18 protein-coding genes are annotated in these 16,024 nt (G+C 60.9%); 10 read left to right on the top strand and 8 right to left on the bottom strand.

The annotated features are described in order from the left end of the window. Positions 1–69 precede the first annotated feature (69 nt). Positions 70–1,155 (top strand): GNAT family N-acetyltransferase, encoded by a 1,086-nt coding sequence (locus LIY45_RS04465; protein ID WP_226475493.1) that lies wholly within the window; start codon positions 70–72, stop codon positions 1,153–1,155. Continuing rightward, positions 1,152–2,033 (top strand): hypothetical protein, encoded by an 882-nt coding sequence (locus LIY45_RS04460; protein WP_226475492.1) that lies wholly within the window; start codon positions 1,152–1,154, stop codon positions 2,031–2,033. The genes LIY45_RS04465 and LIY45_RS04460 overlap by 4 nt, the downstream gene beginning before the upstream one ends. Here LIY45_RS04460 and LIY45_RS04455 read toward each other — a convergent pair. From LIY45_RS04455 to LIY45_RS04440, 4 genes are all read right to left on the bottom strand, one after another. Continuing rightward, positions 2,023–3,249, bottom strand: a complete 1,227-nt coding sequence (locus tag LIY45_RS04455) for a DegT/DnrJ/EryC1/StrS family aminotransferase (protein ID WP_226475491.1) — start codon at positions 3,247–3,249, stop codon at positions 2,023–2,025. The two genes, LIY45_RS04460 and LIY45_RS04455, sit on opposite strands and share 11 nt — an antisense overlap. Next, positions 3,246–3,659 carry an EamA family transporter gene (locus LIY45_RS04450; RefSeq protein WP_008438917.1) on the bottom strand — a complete coding sequence of 138 codons (414 nt, stop codon included), beginning with the start codon at positions 3,657–3,659 and terminating at the stop codon, positions 3,246–3,248. The genes LIY45_RS04455 and LIY45_RS04450 overlap by 4 nt, the downstream gene beginning before the upstream one ends. Then, positions 3,659–4,015, bottom strand: coding sequence for an EamA family transporter (locus LIY45_RS04445; RefSeq protein WP_003213864.1), 357 nt, complete (start codon positions 4,013–4,015; stop codon positions 3,659–3,661). The genes LIY45_RS04450 and LIY45_RS04445 overlap by 1 nt, the downstream gene beginning before the upstream one ends. Before the next feature lie 113 nt (positions 4,016–4,128). Further along, positions 4,129–4,713, bottom strand: a complete 585-nt coding sequence (locus LIY45_RS04440) for a DUF6436 domain-containing protein (protein WP_017476573.1) — start codon at positions 4,711–4,713, stop codon at positions 4,129–4,131. Positions 4,714–4,824: 111 nt separating this feature from the next. Here LIY45_RS04440 and LIY45_RS04435 point away from each other — a divergent pair, with 111 nt between their 5' ends. Continuing rightward, positions 4,825–5,766 (top strand): alpha/beta hydrolase, encoded by a 942-nt coding sequence (locus tag LIY45_RS04435; protein WP_226475490.1) that lies wholly within the window; start codon positions 4,825–4,827, stop codon positions 5,764–5,766. Positions 5,767–5,876: 110 nt separating this feature from the next. Here the strand turns inward: LIY45_RS04435 and LIY45_RS04430 are convergent, their stop codons facing one another. Next, a complete protein-coding gene (locus LIY45_RS04430; RefSeq protein ID WP_226475489.1) occupies positions 5,877–6,629 on the bottom strand; it encodes a DUF2059 domain-containing protein in 753 nt (250 codons plus the stop codon). Positions 6,630–6,760: 131 nt separating this feature from the next. Between LIY45_RS04430 and LIY45_RS04425 the strand changes: the two genes are divergently transcribed. Together LIY45_RS04425 and LIY45_RS04420 are read left to right on the top strand one after the other, a co-directional pair. Next, on the top strand, positions 6,761–7,393 hold the full coding sequence (locus LIY45_RS04425; RefSeq protein WP_017476570.1) for a 2OG-Fe(II) oxygenase: 633 nt from the start codon (positions 6,761–6,763) through the stop codon (positions 7,391–7,393). 2 nt (positions 7,394–7,395) lie between these two features. Beyond that, complete coding sequence (locus tag LIY45_RS04420) at positions 7,396–7,890, top strand: DUF523 domain-containing protein (RefSeq protein ID WP_226475549.1); 495 nt, start codon at positions 7,396–7,398, stop codon at positions 7,888–7,890. A 110-nt stretch (positions 7,891–8,000) separates the two neighbouring features. On the opposite strand, the gene LIY45_RS04415 is transcribed toward LIY45_RS04420, so the two are convergent. Beyond that, positions 8,001–8,780, bottom strand: a complete 780-nt coding sequence (locus LIY45_RS04415) for a transporter substrate-binding domain-containing protein (protein WP_226475488.1) — start codon at positions 8,778–8,780, stop codon at positions 8,001–8,003. A 134-nt stretch (positions 8,781–8,914) separates the two neighbouring features. Here LIY45_RS04415 and LIY45_RS04410 point away from each other — a divergent pair, with 134 nt between their 5' ends. Continuing rightward, the gene (locus LIY45_RS04410) at positions 8,915–9,355 is read left to right on the top strand and encodes a DUF4399 domain-containing protein (protein WP_226475487.1); all 441 of its coding nucleotides are present in this window, start codon (positions 8,915–8,917) and stop codon (positions 9,353–9,355) included. A 61-nt stretch (positions 9,356–9,416) separates the two neighbouring features. Here LIY45_RS04410 and serA read toward each other — a convergent pair whose 3' ends face one another. Then, positions 9,417–10,646, bottom strand: coding sequence for a phosphoglycerate dehydrogenase (gene serA / locus LIY45_RS04405; protein WP_017476567.1), 1,230 nt, complete (start codon positions 10,644–10,646; stop codon positions 9,417–9,419). 204 nt (positions 10,647–10,850) lie between these two features. Between serA and LIY45_RS04400 the strand changes: the two genes are divergently transcribed. From LIY45_RS04400 to LIY45_RS04385, 4 genes are all read left to right on the top strand, one after another. After that, entirely contained in the window at positions 10,851–12,245 is a 1,395-nt protein-coding gene (locus tag LIY45_RS04400) for an FAD-binding oxidoreductase (RefSeq protein ID WP_003213844.1), read from the top strand. Positions 12,246–12,267: 22 nt separating this feature from the next. Beyond that, a complete protein-coding gene (locus LIY45_RS04395) occupies positions 12,268–12,933 on the top strand; it encodes a fumarylacetoacetate hydrolase family protein (RefSeq protein ID WP_003213842.1) in 666 nt (221 codons plus the stop codon). Between the two features lie 245 nt (positions 12,934–13,178). Continuing rightward, a complete protein-coding gene (locus tag LIY45_RS04390) occupies positions 13,179–14,108 on the top strand; it encodes an SdiA-regulated domain-containing protein (protein WP_226475486.1) in 930 nt (309 codons plus the stop codon). 117 nt (positions 14,109–14,225) lie between these two features. After that, entirely contained in the window at positions 14,226–15,131 is a 906-nt protein-coding gene (locus LIY45_RS04385) for an SdiA-regulated domain-containing protein (RefSeq protein WP_226475485.1), read from the top strand. A 133-nt stretch (positions 15,132–15,264) separates the two neighbouring features. On the opposite strand, the gene rpiA is transcribed toward LIY45_RS04385, so the two are convergent. Continuing rightward, entirely contained in the window at positions 15,265–15,936 is a 672-nt protein-coding gene (gene rpiA / locus LIY45_RS04380) for a ribose-5-phosphate isomerase RpiA (protein ID WP_008438935.1), read from the bottom strand. Between the last annotated feature and the right edge of the window lie 88 nt (positions 15,937–16,024).

Raw genomic sequence — 16,024 nt, 5'->3', positions numbered from 1 at the left:
AAACCCGCCGCGCCGTGATCAACCAGGCCATCCGGGCGCGCCTTTGCTATCACTTTCGGAATGCAATTTATGACAGATCCCAGCCGTGCACAGGTGCCTTATGCCTGTTGCATGGAAACGCCATCGCTGATCAGCAATTTTTTGCGATACCCGCCGGTGGGCTTCGACGCCCAGCTGTCAGCACAGGGACTGCCGTACTTTTTCACCCGGTTCGACCTGCAAACCACCGCCGACGACGAGCTGCGCAGCCGCCTGCGCCGTTGGCCGGGGTACCGTCTGTGGCAGTCATGGCTGCATATCGACACCTGCTTTGTCGGCACCACGGTCAGCGAATACTCCCCGTTTCCGCTGAGCGTACCGCCACAGGACATGGCGCAATGGCTGCAACAGGAGTGTGCACCGCAACGCAAACTCACCATCGTCAAAGACGTGCCGCTGGATTCTCCACTGCTCAGTGTCGAGGACAATCGTTACGCACACGCGTTAATCGAGGCTTGCACCCAGCGCGGATTCATCAATGTAGAGGGCCAGGCGCTGGCCTATGTGCCCATCGACTTCACCTCGATTGACGAGTATCTGTCGCGGCTGTCCCATAGCCGGCGCCGCAATATCCGCCGCAAATTGCGCAGCCGCGATGAGCTGCGCATTGAGATACTCGACACCGGCGATGTGCGGTTCAGCGATGAGCAATGGCAGCAGGAACTGTATCGGCTGTACAAGGCGGTGTACGCACAGAGCGAAATCCACTTCGATTTGCTCACGCCCGAATTCTTCATCCAGTTGCTCACCGATGCTGACAGCGGCGGCCATGTGTTCTGCTACTGGGACGAGGACGAGTTGGTCGGCTATAACCTGTGCTACCAGCAAGACGGCAAGTTGCTCGACAAGTACATCGGCCTGAACTACCCGCTGGCGCTGGAGCACAACCTGTACTTCGTCAGCTGGTTTGTGAATCTGGAGTTCGCCCTGGAAAAGGGCCTGCAGTTTTATGTCGCGGGCTGGACCGACCCACAGGTCAAATCCAGCCTCGGCGCCAGGTTCACCTTTACCCGCCACCTGGTGTGGGTGCGCAACCCGCTGTTGCGCAAGGTGTTGAACCGCTTCCGTCACCACTTTGAAAGCGACATGCAATGGCAGCAGGAGCACACCTCATGAGCCAGGCCCGACCCGCGTTGATCCTCGATTTCGATGGCGCCGTGAATAACATTCCCGGCGCCATCACCCTGCCGTTGCAGGCCTGGCAGGAGAAGATCCGGTTCGGTTGCCGCTGGGCACAGTTCAAGGAGCTGGAGAACGCCCTGCAAGCGCAGATGCCCAATGACTACGGCTGTGTGTTTACCGGCAGCGGTGACTATCACCACCTCAGCCAGTTGTTGTTGAACCGTCTTCCCACCCAGCAAAAGATCCAGCTGATCATTTGCGACAACCACCCGGACAACATGCGCTATCCGTTTGGTATCCATTGTGGGTCCTGGGTTTACTGGGCCAGCCGTTTGCCGCAGGTCGAGCATGTGCATGTGCTGGGCATTGGCTCGCCGGACATTTCCCTCAAGCACGCCTGGGAGAATCACTGGTCACCGCTGGTGAAACGCAAGCTGACCTACTGGAACACCAACGTCGATACCCGCTGGTTGAACTGGATCGGCGCAGGCCGCAGCAACCGTGGATTCACCAGCGCGGACGAGTTGATGGGGACGTTCCTGGCGCAGCTCGACCCTTCGCTGCCGGTGTATCTCTCCATCGACAAAGACGTGCTGAGCCCGGAGGTGGTGAATACCAACTGGGACCAGGGCGAGTTTCTGGAGCAGCATTTGAATGCGCTGATCGATGCCTGCCAGGGCAGCATTATCGGCGCGGACATTACCGGCGATGTCTCGGCTTATCACTACCAGAGCAAGTTCAAGCGTTGGCTGAGTGCGTCGGATGGCCAGGAAGAGCTGCCGGAGAATCAGGTGGTGATCTGGCAACAGCAGCAGAATGAGTTGAACGCGCGCTTGTTGACCCGTATCGATCAAGGCTGGGCTAACGTTTAAGAATGCGCCGTAGATGATCCAGCACTTGCTCGAACAGTTCGTCCGTCAGCCAGTGGCTGTTGCTGATCGACAGCGTTTGGGCGGCGAAGCTTTGCGCGCGGGGGATATCGGCGCCTGGCTGTAACAGCGGGGTGAGTGCCGGGTAGCCCGGCAAGACGTGGATAAACAGGCGGGTGACGCCGAGGCCCGCCGTCCACAGTTGCGCCATCGCGGTATCGCGGGTTTGGGCGCTGGGCATCACCACCATCAGGAAGGGCCAGGTGCCTTGCTGGCCTGGGCTGTCGGTCAATACCGAAACACCGGGCAAGCTGCTCAGCTGCGCCACGCGGCGCAAGGCCCGCAGGCGGCCTTGCTGCAAATGCTCGGGCAAGCGTGCCAATGCGGCAGCGCCGACCTTCTGGCGATAGCCGCCCAATCGGTGCAACGGAATATCGTTGACGGAAAAATCATCGCCGACTGCCGCCACTTCATCGCCCCGCGCCAACGCCGCCCGCAGCGGCTTGCCGTACACGTACTTCAGCCCGCGGGGCTGATACGCCGCGGCATAGCCCCACAGCTCGGCGCTGCGTTGCACTTCCCAGCGCAGGCTGAAGGGCAAGTCCTGACGGCATTGCTGGTGCAACGCCTGATGCAGAGCCGGATCCTGGCTGAACAACACACCGCCTTCAGCCGTCGTCAGGCCTTTGCCCAGCGCCATGCTGAAAAAGCCGATGTCGCCTTTGAGCCCGACGCTTTTTCCGTCATCCAGCGCGCCCATGGCTTGGGCGGCGTCTTCGATGACCGCCACGCCGAAAGGCTCGGCAATGCGCGTGGCGGCATCCACATCCGCTACGCGCCCGGCCAGGTGGGTGACGACGATCGCCAGGGTGTTTTCGTTGCACCGCTGCGCCAGCTGTTGCTCGTCCAGGTCGATGCTGCCGGGCTTTAAATCGCACGGCACCACGCGTAATGGCGGGCAATGATGGGCGGCCAGGGCCACCAGCGGACAGGTATAGGCCGGCACGATAAGCTCGGTGCGCCCAGGGCTACGTTGCTGCAACACCCGCAGCGCCATGATCAGGGCGGCCGTGCCGGAACAGGGCAGGGCCGGCAACGGGATGTCGAGCTGTTGGGCCAGGTCGCGGGCCAGGTCGCCCGAGCGGTTGAACAAATCCTGCCAGCGCAGGGGAAGGCCCGCCGTCGGCGGAATCTCCCGCTGGCTGACAACGGGCGTCATGACGCCAGCGTCTGCGAGGGCTCGGCCTCGACGGTCTTGCTCTCTTTGTCTTCACTGCGCGCCAGGCACAGGATGCCGGCAATAATCAGCGCACCACCGACGATTTTTGGCAGGGTCAGGGTGTCGTTGAACAGCCACACGGAGATCAACGTCACGCTGATCAGCTCCAGGTGGGAGGCCGCGAACGCGGGGCCTACCGGCGCGTATTTCAACAACGTCATCCAGGTAAAAAATGCACCGATGTAGCCAACGAAGGCCCCGTAGATCCAGGGCGCACCAAACACGCGTATCAGCCACGCGGCGTCCATTGTCAGCGGTTCGGCATGAATCGAGGCGAACTTAAAGCTGACCTGCGCCAAGGTATCGAAAATGATCAGCGACAGAAAACCCAGGATATAAAACCGTTTCATTACTCAAACCCCACGACGGTCACGCCACAGGCGATCAGCATGATGCCGATCAACCGCCATTTGCTCAGGCTTTCCTTGAACAGGAAACGGCCCGCAATCATGATCACGACAATGTTGATGGAGCCTAGCATCACCCCGACCGACAACGGCACCAGTGTCAGGAAGGCCAGCCACAGCACGAATTCGAAGACATAGCAGATGATGCCCAGCCAGATCCACGGACGCTTGAGCATATGGCGCCAGTGGGCCATGCCGTCATGCTCGGCGCTGGCTGAAGCGGCGGCTTTAAACGCCAACTGGCCGGACGTATCGACGATAACGTTGAGTATCCAGAGGATGATGGTTAATTGGCTCATGTGTTCCCGTGTCGTCTGCTGGTACGGCTAGCTGCTTACGATACAGGAGCATGCCGATACAGTTGTTCGAGTTTGTCGAACGAACAGCGTCTGTTCAGCTTGGCGCGCCCGGCTCAGGGTGCAGGCGCGGCCCCGTTCCACTCGCAGTAACAGCCTACCGCCAGGGTGTGGGTCGCATTGACCTCGCGCCCGCCTTCGAGGGCTTGCAGGATGGGTTCGATAAAGCTGTTGCTGGAGTTACACGTCAGCCCTTCGCTGTAGGGCCCGAAATACGCCAGCTTGCCGCTGCGGTCCCAGATGCCCACGGCAGGGCTGGCAGGCAGGTGCTGGGCGCCTGGCACGGCCTTGAGGGCCTTCATCGCGCCGAGGGTGGCGGGTAATTGGCCGTGGCTGCCGGCTTTCTGCAGGGAATAGAACTCCACGCCCTGGGGGGCGTACTGCTCGATCAGTTCGCTGAGGTGCTGTTGGTTGCCGACATTGCACGGGCAGGCCGGGTCCCAGAAGTGCACCAGGCGGATCGGACCCGGGCCGGCAAGTTCGGCGGGCAGGCTCAGGCTGTCACCGGAAAACACTGCCGTATGCTCACTGAACGCCCGCAGGTAACGGCCCTGGAACCAGTCATACGCCGCCCATAACACCCCGGCGCAAATGATCACGATCAGGCTGGCGAAGAGGGTGGTGCGGTAGGGCTGTCGCATTTGGATCGATCCTCGGAGGTCGCGTAGCTTGCCATGCTTGCCCTGACAGATGAATATCGCGACTCGATATTCATCTGTTCAATGCGTTGAAGCCACAGTCTGGAAGTTCTTATGCCCGTTACGTTTGACCCTGATCATCTACGCGAAAGCTTGCGGCCCCTGGTGGACGCGCAGCCGCTTTCTGCCGAGGCCCGGGTCTACCAGCGCTTCTATGGCCTGGACCTGCCCGCCCGCAAGGTGCCCGCAGCGAGCCGCCTGGGGCGGTTTGCGGTGGATGGGTTCGAGGTGGTCTGCCAGGTGTGGTGGCCGCCCGTTCCGGTGGCGACGATGTTCCTGTTTCATGGCTTCTACGACCATATGGGCCTGTACCGCAATGCCGTGGATTGGGCGCTGGACCAGGGCTTTGTGGTGATTGCCTGCGACTTGCCGGGCCATGGTTTGTCCAGCGGCGAGCGGGCCAGCATCGATGACTTTGCGGTGTACCAGGACGTGGTGCAGGCGCTGTTTGAGCAGGCCAAAACGTTGCAGCTGCCGCAGCCGTGGCACCTGTTCGGGCAAAGTACCGGCGGCGCAATTGTGGTGGACCACCTGCTTAACCATGGCGTCGACAGCCCGGCCCAGGGCAAGACCTTTTTGCTCTCACCGCTGGTGCGTCCCCGCGCCTGGGGCTGGTCGCAGCTCAGTTATTACTTGCTCAGGCCGTTCGTCAAAGGCATCGCCCGGCGTTTCAGCGATAACACCAACGACCCGCAGTTCAAGCCGTTCCTGGAGGCCGACCCGTTGCAGCCACGGCAGTTGCCCACCGCCTGGGTGGGCGCGTTGGCGCGTTGGATCAAGCGCATTGAAGCCGCGCCACGCAGTACGCGGCGGCCGGTGATTGTGCAGGGCGAGGAAGACATGACGGTGGACTGGCAGCACAACCTGAAGGTGCTGCGCAGCAAGTTCGACCAGCCGGAGATCTTGATGCTGCCGCGCGGCAGGCATCATTTGGCGAATGAGATTCCGGAGATTCGGCAGGTGTACTTCAAGTTTCTAAGTGATCACCTGGCCTGAGATCGTTCCCACGCTCCGCGTGGGAACGCCTCCGAGGACGCTCCGCGTCCCGTGACGCAGAGCGTCACCAGCTGCGCTCCCACGCGGAGCGTGGGAGCGATCAATCGGTGTCAGGGTGCCAGGCTTGAAGTGCTTTGGCCGACCGCCAGCCCGGCCCGGATCGCCGCCAGTGCCGCCTTGTAGTACGCCTTGCCCTCCGGCGACTCGGCGAACGTCGCGAACTCTTCCAGCTCCGGGTCAGACAGATCCCGGTAGACGTACAACAACGTGTTGTTCAAATCATTGCCAATCTGCTGCATCAGGCGCTCACGCTGGCCGTTCAGCATGCCTTGCGCCTGGCCGCCGCCCAACAGGCCGGGGATCATCTGGCTCAAGCTGTCGGCGGCCACACCGGCAATCGCCAGGCTGACTTCAGCCCCGGCTTCCCGCGCAGGCAGCGCCTGGGCCAGGTGGCCAATGATCAGGCTGCGGGTGGCGTCGGCCTCCATATGCGGCAAGCCCTGGGCATTCTTCGCCAGTTGATCCCGGCGGGTGGCCAGCAACTCGGCGGCGACAACCTTGCGGCCAAGGGGCGATTGGAAGAAGGCCAGCGCGGGCTTCGGGTCCGCCAGGTTCTTGCGCAGTTGGGCCTCGGCGCGCTGGTCTACCGACTGCGGCGCGAAGCGTTTATTGCTGTTGTCCACCAGCGCTTGATATACCGCCGGCGGCAAGCTGTTGCGGTAGCGTTGCTGGGCGGCACTGAGGGCGTCATTAAAATGCGCGCGCTGGTCTGCCCAGCCGGCGACCTTGTACAACTGGTCATGGCTGTCTGCCCAGGCGGGCAAAACGCAGAGCATCAGCAAGGAAAAAAACAAACGACGCATAGGGACTCCTGTCAGTCGGCCACTATTGTCCGTGTCGGGCGTAGGATTTGTCGAGAAATCCTATCGGTCTCCTGACTAAAGTGTATTCAGACGCTCGGCGGCTCTGTCGGATTCACAGGCGTATGGATACTATGCGCGCCATGCCCATACCCTCCGATCACCCGCTGCTGTTACGCATTGTCGATGACCTGGCCGCACAAGGCTGGTCGCAGCAGAATATCTTCCTGCCCGAGGCTCTGACCCTCGAACTGGCGGCTGAGTGCCATAAACGCGCCGCCGAAGGCGAATTGGCGCCCGCCGCCGTCGGACGCGGGCCGTCCCAGGAGATTCGCGAGGGCATTCGGGGGGACCATATCCAGTGGCTGGAACCGGGTGAAGTAGTCGCCTGCGACACTTACCTCGAGCTGATGGACAGCCTGCGTGTGGCGATGAACCGGGGCCTGTTCCTCGGCCTGGAAGACTTCGAAAGCCACTTCGCGATGTACCCGCCGGGGGCGTTTTACCTCAAGCATGTGGACCGTTTTCGCGATGACGACCGGCGCATGGTGTCGGCGGTGATCTACTTGAACAACGCCTGGCTGCCGGAGCATGGTGGCCAGTTGCGCATGTACCTCAAGGGCGACGTCGAATACGATGTGGTGCCCATCGGCGGTTGCCTGGTGGTGTTCCTGTCGGGGGAGATCCCCCATGAAGTCCTGCCCGCCACCCGCGAACGCCTGTCCCTTACCGGCTGGTTTCGCCGGCGGGGTAACGAGCCGTTCTGATGATGCAAAAGATTCTGGTCAGCCGCTGCCTGCTGGGGCACCGGGTACGCTACGACGGAGGCGCCAGTGGGCCTTTCGATCAATTGGCCGCGTGGCAGGCCGAAGGCCGGGTGGTTGCCGTGTGCCCGGAAGTGGCGGGTGGCTTGCCGACGCCACGGCCGTCTGCCGAAATCCCGGGCGGGCAGGGGGTTGATGTATGGGAAGGCCGTGCCCAGGTGCTGACGGCCCAAGGGGAAGACTTCAGCGAAGCCTTCCTCGATGGCGCCCGCCAAGCGTTGGCGTTGGTGCAGCGTCACAACATCCGGGTCGCCGTGCTCAAGGCCAACAGCCCGTCTTGCGGCAATCTGCTGACCTATGATGGCACCTTCACCGGCGTAAAGGTCACCGGCGAAGGCGTGACGGCGGCATTGCTCAAACGCCATGGGGTGCTGGTGTTCAGTGAGCTGGAGTTGCCCGAAGCGGCAGCGGCCCTGGCAAAACTCTCCAGCCCGACATAGATCAAAATGTGGGAGCGGGCTTGCTCGCGAAAGCGCGGTGTCAGTCACCGGATGCTCAAGCTGACCCACCGCATTCGCGAGCAAGCCCGCTCCCACATTGACCGAGTCGTTTACTCGGCCTTTTTGACCGGCTTGCTCGCATCCATCCCGAACCACTTCTCCGACAACGCCGTCAGCCGGCCATCGGCCTTAATCCGTTGCAGGGCCTTGTCCAGGCTGGCCTTGAACGCCGGGTTACCCTTCTGGAACGGAATCGCCAGGCTCAGCGTAGGGCCGACGTCTGCGCCTTCCTTCACCGGCAACTGACTGTCGCGAATCGCGTAGGGAATCAGCAACCGGTCACTGATGGCGGCATCAATCTGTTGGTCAGCGACGTCCTTGATCGGCTGCCTGGCATCGGCATAGCTGCGCAAATCAACGCCCTCGGCGGTGCGCGCCTGCTCCACAAACTGACTGCCCTGGGCCACGCCCAGCGCCTTGCCCTTGAGCGCCGCGAAGCTGCCCAGCGGGCGTTGTTCCTGCTTGCGCACGATCAGTTGTGCACTGGAGTAGCTGTAGGGCTCGCTGAAGTCGAAACGATCCGCCAGCTCAGGAGTCATAGCGATATGGTTGATGGCCACGTCGTACTTGGCGCTTTCCACGCCGGGCAGCAGATCGGCGGCATCGACGGTGATAAAGGAGGGGCGTACGTCCATTTCCTTGGCCAGCAACTCACCCAGTTCCACTTCAAAGCCGGTGAGTTTGTCGCCTTCCTTGAAGTTGAAGGGCGGGGTGTTGGCTTCCAGGGCGATGCGCAATTCCCCGCGGTCAAACACATCGTCGATCAGTTCGGCATGGGCCAACGGGCTTATAAGGGGAAGTAAAAGTAACAGGCCAGGCAGGAAACGCATGGTCTCTCCTAAAGAATTCGAATGAGCGAGGCGCTGTTCCGGCTCGCTTTGCTATGGTGTTGAGTGCCTTGGACAGCAATTTGTCGCGAAGTTGTCATAACCCTACAGATTTCACCGAAAAACTGGAGAAGTGAATGAAAGCCTTTTTGACCCGTGCAACCCTGGCCAGCTTATTGCTGGGTGCTTCGATGTTGGCGACCGCTGCTGACGGCATCCCGCGCAGCGCTCCACCAAAAGGTGCCAAAGTGTTCATCGTGTCGCCCAAAGATGGCGCCACTGTCGATAAAACCTTCACCGTGAAATTCGGCATGGAAGGCCTGAAACTGGCCCCGGCCACCAGCCAGGACCCGGGCACCGGCCACCACCACCTGCTGATCGACCAGAAAGAGTTGCCGGATGCCAGCGTGCCGATCCCGGCCACCGACACCGTGATCCACTACGGCAAGGCCCAGACCGAAACCGAGCTGACCCTCACCCCAGGCAAGCACACGCTGCAACTGGTCGCCGGCGACAAACTGCACATGCAGTTCAACCCGACTGTAGCCTCGAAAGTCATCACGGTTAACGTCAAGTAAGATTTGTTCAGACAAAAAAAGGGAGACCCGAGGGTCTCCTTTTTTTATGCACGTTTAACGATTAGAACAACACGCGGCTACGGATAGTGCCTTTGATGTGTTGCAGCTTCTCTTGCGCCAGGTCCGAGTATTCGGCGTCTACGTCGATCACCACGTAGCCGACTTTCTCGTTGGTCTGCAGGAACTGACCGGAAATGTTGATGCCGTTTTCCGCGAAGACCTTGTTGATCTCCATCATCACGCCAGGGATGTTCTGGTGGATGTGCAGCAGACGGTGCTTGCCAGGGTGAGCCGGCAGCGCTACTTCCGGGAAGTTGACCGAGGACACCGACGTACCGTTGTCGCTGTACTTGACCAGTTTCTCCGACACTTCCAGGCCAATGTTGGCTTGGGCTTCAGCGGTGGAACCACCGATGTGCGGAGTCAGGATCACGTTGTCCAGGCCACGCAGCGGGCTTTCGAAGATGTCGTCGTTAGAGCGCGGCTCTACCGGGAACACGTCGATGGCGGCGCCGATCAGGTGCTTGTCCTTGATCGCGTCGGCCAGGGCGTCCAGCTCGACAACAGTGCCGCGTGCGGCGTTGATCAGGATCCCGCCCTTCTTGATGGCACGGATTTCCTTCTCGCCGATCATCCACTGGGTCTCAGCGGTTTCCGGTACGTGCAGGGTCACGATGTCGGACATGCCCAGCAGCTCGGTCAGGCTCGACACCTGGGTGGCGTTGCCCAATGGCAGCTTGGTCAGGGTGTCGTAGAAGAACACCTGCATGCCCAGGCCTTCGGCCAGAACCGACAGTTGAGTACCGATCGAGCCGTAACCGACGATACCCAGCTTCTTGCCGCGGATTTCGAAGGAGTTGGCTGCGCTCTTGATCCAGCCGCCACGGTGGCAGGAAGCGTTCTTCTCAGGAATACCGCGCAACAGCAGGATGGCCTCGGCCAATACCAGCTCAGCCACGGAGCGGGTGTTGGAGTACGGTGCGTTGAACACCGCGATGCCGCGCTCGCGCGCTGCGTTGAGGTCGACCTGGTTGGTGCCGATGCAGAAACAACCTACAGCGACAAGCTTCTTGGCGTGATCGAAGATCTCTTCGGTCAGCTGAGTGCGGGAGCGAATGCCGATAAAGTGCGCGTCGGCGATCTTTTCCTTGAGCTGGGCTTCCGGCAGAGAACTGGTGATGTACTCAATGCTGGAGTACCCAGCAGCCTTCAGAACGTCGACGGCCGATGGGTGGACGCCTTCCAGAAGAAGGAACTTGATCTTGCTCTTATCGAGAGAAGTCTTGCTCATCTGCGTAAACCTGTATCCCGGAGAAAAATGGCAGGGAATCGGATCACGTAAGCTGACCCGGACGGCAGGAAAGCCGTCACCGCAGAACGCCCTTGGGCACTATCCTGCGGGGGCGGTATGCTAGCATACGTGCCCCGCTAAACACCCATTCCTGCGACGTGAAGCGTTCTCAGGATGACCATGAATTGTTCGAGAGTTCTGTCGATGACCCATCCTGCCCTGATTGATGAGCTGAAGACCCTGGTTGAGCCTGGCAAGGTCCTGACCGATGCTGACTCCCTTGAGGCTTATGGCAAGGACTGGACCAAGCATTTCGCCCCGGCCCCGGTCGCCATCGTGTTCCCGAAGACCACCGAACAGGTGCAGGCTATCGTCCGTTGGGCCAATGAACACAAGGTGGCGCTGGTGCCGTCCGGTGGTCGTACCGGCCTGTCGGCCGCTGCCGTCGCGGCGAATGGCGAAGTGGTTGTGTCCTTCGACTATATGAACCAGATCCTCGACGTGAACCTCACCGACCGCACCGCCGTGTGCCAGCCGGGCGTGGTCACCAAGCAATTGCAGAACGTCGCCGAAGAAAAAGGCCTGTACTACCCGGTGGATTTCGCCTCGTCCGGTTCCAGCCAGATTGGCGGCAATATCGGCACCAATGCCGGCGGCATCAAGGTGATTCGCTACGGCATGACCCGCAACTGGGTGGCCGGCATGAAAGTCGTCACCGGCAAGGGCGACCTGCTGGAGCTGAACAAGGACCTGATCAAGAACGCCACCGGCTACGACATGCGTCAGCTGTTCATCGGCGCTGAAGGCACCCTGGGCTTTGTGGTCGAAGCGACCATGCGCCTGGACCGTGCGCCGAAAAACCTCACCGCCATGGTGCTCGGCACCACCGATTTCGACTCGATCATGCCGGTGTTGCACGCCTTCCAGAGCAAGCTGGACCTGACCGCGTTCGAGTTCTTCTCCGACAAGGCCCTGGCCAAAGTCCTCGGTCGCGGCGACGTGCCGGCGCCGTTCGAGTCCGACTGCCCGTTCTACGCGCTGCTGGAATTTGAAGCGACCACCGAAGAGGTGGCCAACGACGCCCTGGCCACGTTCGAACACTGCGTGGAGCAGGGCTGGGTGCTCGACGGCGTGATGAGCCAGAGCGAAACCCAACTGCACAACCTGTGGAAGCTGCGGGAGTACATCTCCGAGACCATCTCCCACTGGACGCCGTACAAGAACGACATTTCGGTGACTGTGTCGAAAGTGCCGGCCTTCCTGAAGGAAATCGACGCGATCGTCGGCGAACACTACCCGGACTTCGAAATTGTCTGGTTCGGCCACATTGGCGACGGCAACCTGCACCTGAACATCCTCAAGCCGGAAAACCTGAGCAAGGACGAGTTCTTCGCCAAGTGCGCCACCGTCAACAAGTGGGTGTTCGAGACCGTGCAGAAGTACAACGGCTCGATCTCCGCCGAACACGGCGTGGGCATGACCAAGCGCGACTACCTGACCTACAGCCGTTCGCCGGTTGAAATCGAATACATGAAGGCAGTGAAAGCGGTGTTCGACCCGAACGGGATCATGAACCCGGGCAAGATTTTCGCTGTTTAACAGTCCCTGAAGGAGTCGGTCCATGAGCTACCAGCACAAGTATGTCGACGGCACCAATATTCACTTTCCCCTGGGGAAAGTGGTGTGCATCGGGCGTAACTACGCCGAACACGCCAAGGAACTGGATAACCCGGTACCTACCGAGCCGCTGCTGTTTATCAAGCCCGGCAGCTGCGTGGTGGCGCTGGAAGGTGGTTTCGCCATCCCCACCGAACGCGGTTCGGTGCACTACGAAGCGGAAATCGCCGTGCTGATCGGCAAGCCACTGTCGGCCAAGCCGAGCCGCGAGGAAGTGCTGGACGCCATCTCCGGCTTCGCCCCGGCCCTCGACCTGACCCTGCGGGATAAACAGGCCGAGCTGAAAGCCAAGGGCCTGCCGTGGGAAATCGCCAAGTCGTTTGATGGCGCGGCAGTGATTGCCCCGTTCGTGGTCGGCAGCACCTTCCCGGACGTGACCGACATCGGCATCCGCCTGACCATCAATGGCGAAGTGCGCCAGGACGGCAACAGCGCGATCATGCTCAACCCGATCATCCCGATGATCCAGTACATGGCCGGCTGCTTCTCCCTGCAGGCCGGGGATGTAATCCTCACCGGTACACCGGCCGGCGTAGGCCCGCTGAATGTGGGCGATGAGCTGGTGCTGGAATTGCCGGGTGTGAGCCGTTTCGAAAGCAGCGTTCGCTAAATACCTGGCGAAACGCGGTCAGAAATGTGGGAGCGGGCTTGCTCGCGAATGCGGTGGACCAGTCGACAGATTCAGTGACTGACACTACGCATTCGCGAGCAAGCCCGCTCCCACATTTGATCTGTGTATGGCTGCAAAATCGGTTTTTGCATTTTTTTCACACCCCATCCGGATAATCCTCAGCCTCCTGCGCGCGGACCTTGTGATCCTGTGCTATCCCCTAAGCTGACTTTCTGGAAAGCGTAATGGCCGTGCCTCTCCCCTCCGTAAAACCCACCTTGCGTTCACGCCTTGCCATGCGCTGGTATTCCTGGCTGTTCCTCGCCGGCGCGATCATTTACGGCGTGGCCTGGGCGATGCATTGGGACGACCGTGGCATGTTGTGGGTGGCGGAGGGCTTCGAAACCCCGACCGCGCGCCTGGAAAGCGTCTGGCTCCCGGACTACCGCGCGGTGATCGATGCCAAGTTGCTGCCCGGCATGGAGAAGGACGAAGCCTCGGACCTCACCTACAACCCGCAGACCAAGACCCTGTTCTCGGTCATGGGCAAGAACCCGTTCCTGGTTGAACTGACCCTGCAAGGCGACGTGCTGCGCAAGATGCCGCTCAACGGCTGGAACAACCCGGAAGGCGTGACCCTGATGGAAAACGGCTTGATGGCCGTGGTGGATGAGCGTCAGCACAGCCTGACCATCATCAAGGTCGACCCGCAGACCCAGCAGTTGAACAAAGCCGATTTCCCGTCCTACGACCTTGGCCCGTCGAAGGACCAAAACAAAGCCTTTGAAGCCGTGACCTGGGACAAGCGCAACCAGCAACTGATCCTCGGCGAAGAGCGCCCACCGGCGCTGTTCACCTGGAAAAGCGACGGCAGCCAGACCCTCACCGGCGACAAGCAAAAGCTCGCTAGCACCGAGCTGGACATGCGCAACCTCTCAGCGCTGACCGTCGACCCGCGTACCGGCCACCTGCTGGCGCTGTCGGCGGACTCCCATCTGTTGCTGGAACTGGACGAGAAGGGCGAGCAAGTCAGCTTCATGACCCTGCTCGGCGGCTTCAATGGCTTGAAGAACACCATTCCCCGTGCCGAAGGGGTAACCATGGACGAGAACGGCACGCTGTACATGGTCAGCGAGCCGAACCTGTTCTATCGCTTCGAGAAGCAGAAACAGTAGTTCGATTACGTCAGATTTTTCTCTATCTGCGGCATGCGCCAGACACCCGGGGCGTTTAAGTTTAAATTCAGGCGACCGTGATATTCATTCGCCAGTTTTCACTCTGAGCCCCGCCCGATGCGTCGACTTGCCCGCCCAAAGCCTGCTTTTTTCATCCTGATCCTGATCGCCCTGGTGGCTGTCGGCGTGGTCGCGCAGCAATTGCGCCTGTTCGAGCGCGCCTGGTTCAACTGGCAGTCGTGGCGCCATCCCGCCGGTGAGCATTCCATTGGCCTGGGGGATTACCGGGTGGCCCTGGAGGCGCAGGTGATCGACGGCCTCAACGATGATGTCTCGGCCCTGACCTTTGATCCCGTGCGCAACAGCCTGTTTACCGTGACCAACAAGAATGCCGAGCTGGTGGAGCTGTCCCTGGAGGGCAAAATCCTGCGACGCATTGCGCTGGTGGGTTTTGGCGACGCCGAGGCGGTGGAGTACATCAGCGACAACACCTACGTCATCAGCGACGAGCGCCAGCAGCGGCTGATCAAGGTCCACGTGGATGACGACACCCAGTTCCTCGACGCCGCGGACGCCGAGCAAATGACCCTCGGCGTGCACCTGGGTGGCAACAAAGGCTTCGAAGGCCTGGCCTATGACTCGGTGGGCAAGCGCCTGTTTGTGGCCAAGGAGCGCGACCCGATGCTGATCTACGAGGTCCACGGCTTCCCCCATTTCAAACCGGAAAAAACCTACTCGGTGCACGTGATCAACAACCCCAAGCGCGACGCCGGGTTGTTTGTGCGTGACCTGTCGAGCCTGCAATACGATGAGCGCAGCGGCCATTTGCTGGCGCTGTCGGATGAGTCATTCCTGGTGTTGGAGCTGGATATCGACGGTCGTCCCCTGAGCAGTTTGTCACTGCTCAAGGGGCGCCATGGCCTGAAGCAGCGAGTGCCTCAGGCCGAGGGGATTGCCATGGACAACGACGGCACGTTGTACATGGTCAGTGAGCCCAACTTGTTCTATGTGTTCAAGAAATGAACCCGATCCCAGCCATGGCGAAGATCGAAGGTGGGAGCTGGCTTGCCTGCGATGCAGGCGACGCGGTCTTTCAGTAGTACCGGGGCGATGCCATCGCAGGCAAGCCAGCTCCCACACTGGGTCTGTGGTGCTTTTATGCCTTGAGGGTTTTCACGCCTTCCGGGGTGCCCAGCAGCAGTACGTCAGCCGGACGGGCTGCGAACAGGCCGTTGGTGACGACGCCGACGATGGCATTGATTTGACGCTCCAGTTCCACCGGATTGGTGATCTGCATGTTGAACACGTCGATGATGATGTTGCCGTTGTCGGTCAGCACGCCTTCGCGGTACACCGGGTCGCCGCCCAGCTTCACCAGCTCGCGGGCCACGTGGCTGCGAGCCATCGGGATCACTTCCACCGGCAGCGGGAACGCGCCGAGGACGGGCACCAGTTTGCTGGCGTCGGCGATGCAGATGAAGGTCTTGGCCACGGCCGCGACGATCTTCTCGCGGGTCAGGGCTGCGCCGCCGCCCTTGATCAGGTTCAGGTGCGCGTCGCTTTCATCGGCGCCGTCGACGTAGAACTCCAGGTCGCTGACGGTGTTCAGCTCGTACACCGGAATACCATGGCCCTTGAGCCGCGCAGCGGTGGCTTCGGAACTGGCAACCGCGCCGTCGAACGCGCCCTTGTGCAGGGCCAGCGCATCGATAAAGCAGTTGGCGGTGGAACCGGTGCCGACACCGACGATGCTTTTATCGTCGAGTTTAGGAAGGATTAAATCGACGGCGGCCTGGGCCACTGCCTGTTTGAGTTGATCCTGGGTCATGCGGGCTCCGGAACGGGCGGGGAGTAAAGAGGGGCGCGAGTATAACCCAACAAAACCTCGGTTTTCGTGTGGTCGCCCGGCCAAACGC

Origin of the sequence: Pseudomonas sp. MWU16-30323 (assembly GCF_020515595.1) — a bacterium.
GTDB lineage: Bacteria > Pseudomonadota > Gammaproteobacteria > Pseudomonadales > Pseudomonadaceae > Aquipseudomonas > Aquipseudomonas yamanorum.
The sequence above is the reverse complement of the archived record's forward strand: the minus strand, read 5'-3'. Positions and strand labels throughout refer to the sequence as shown.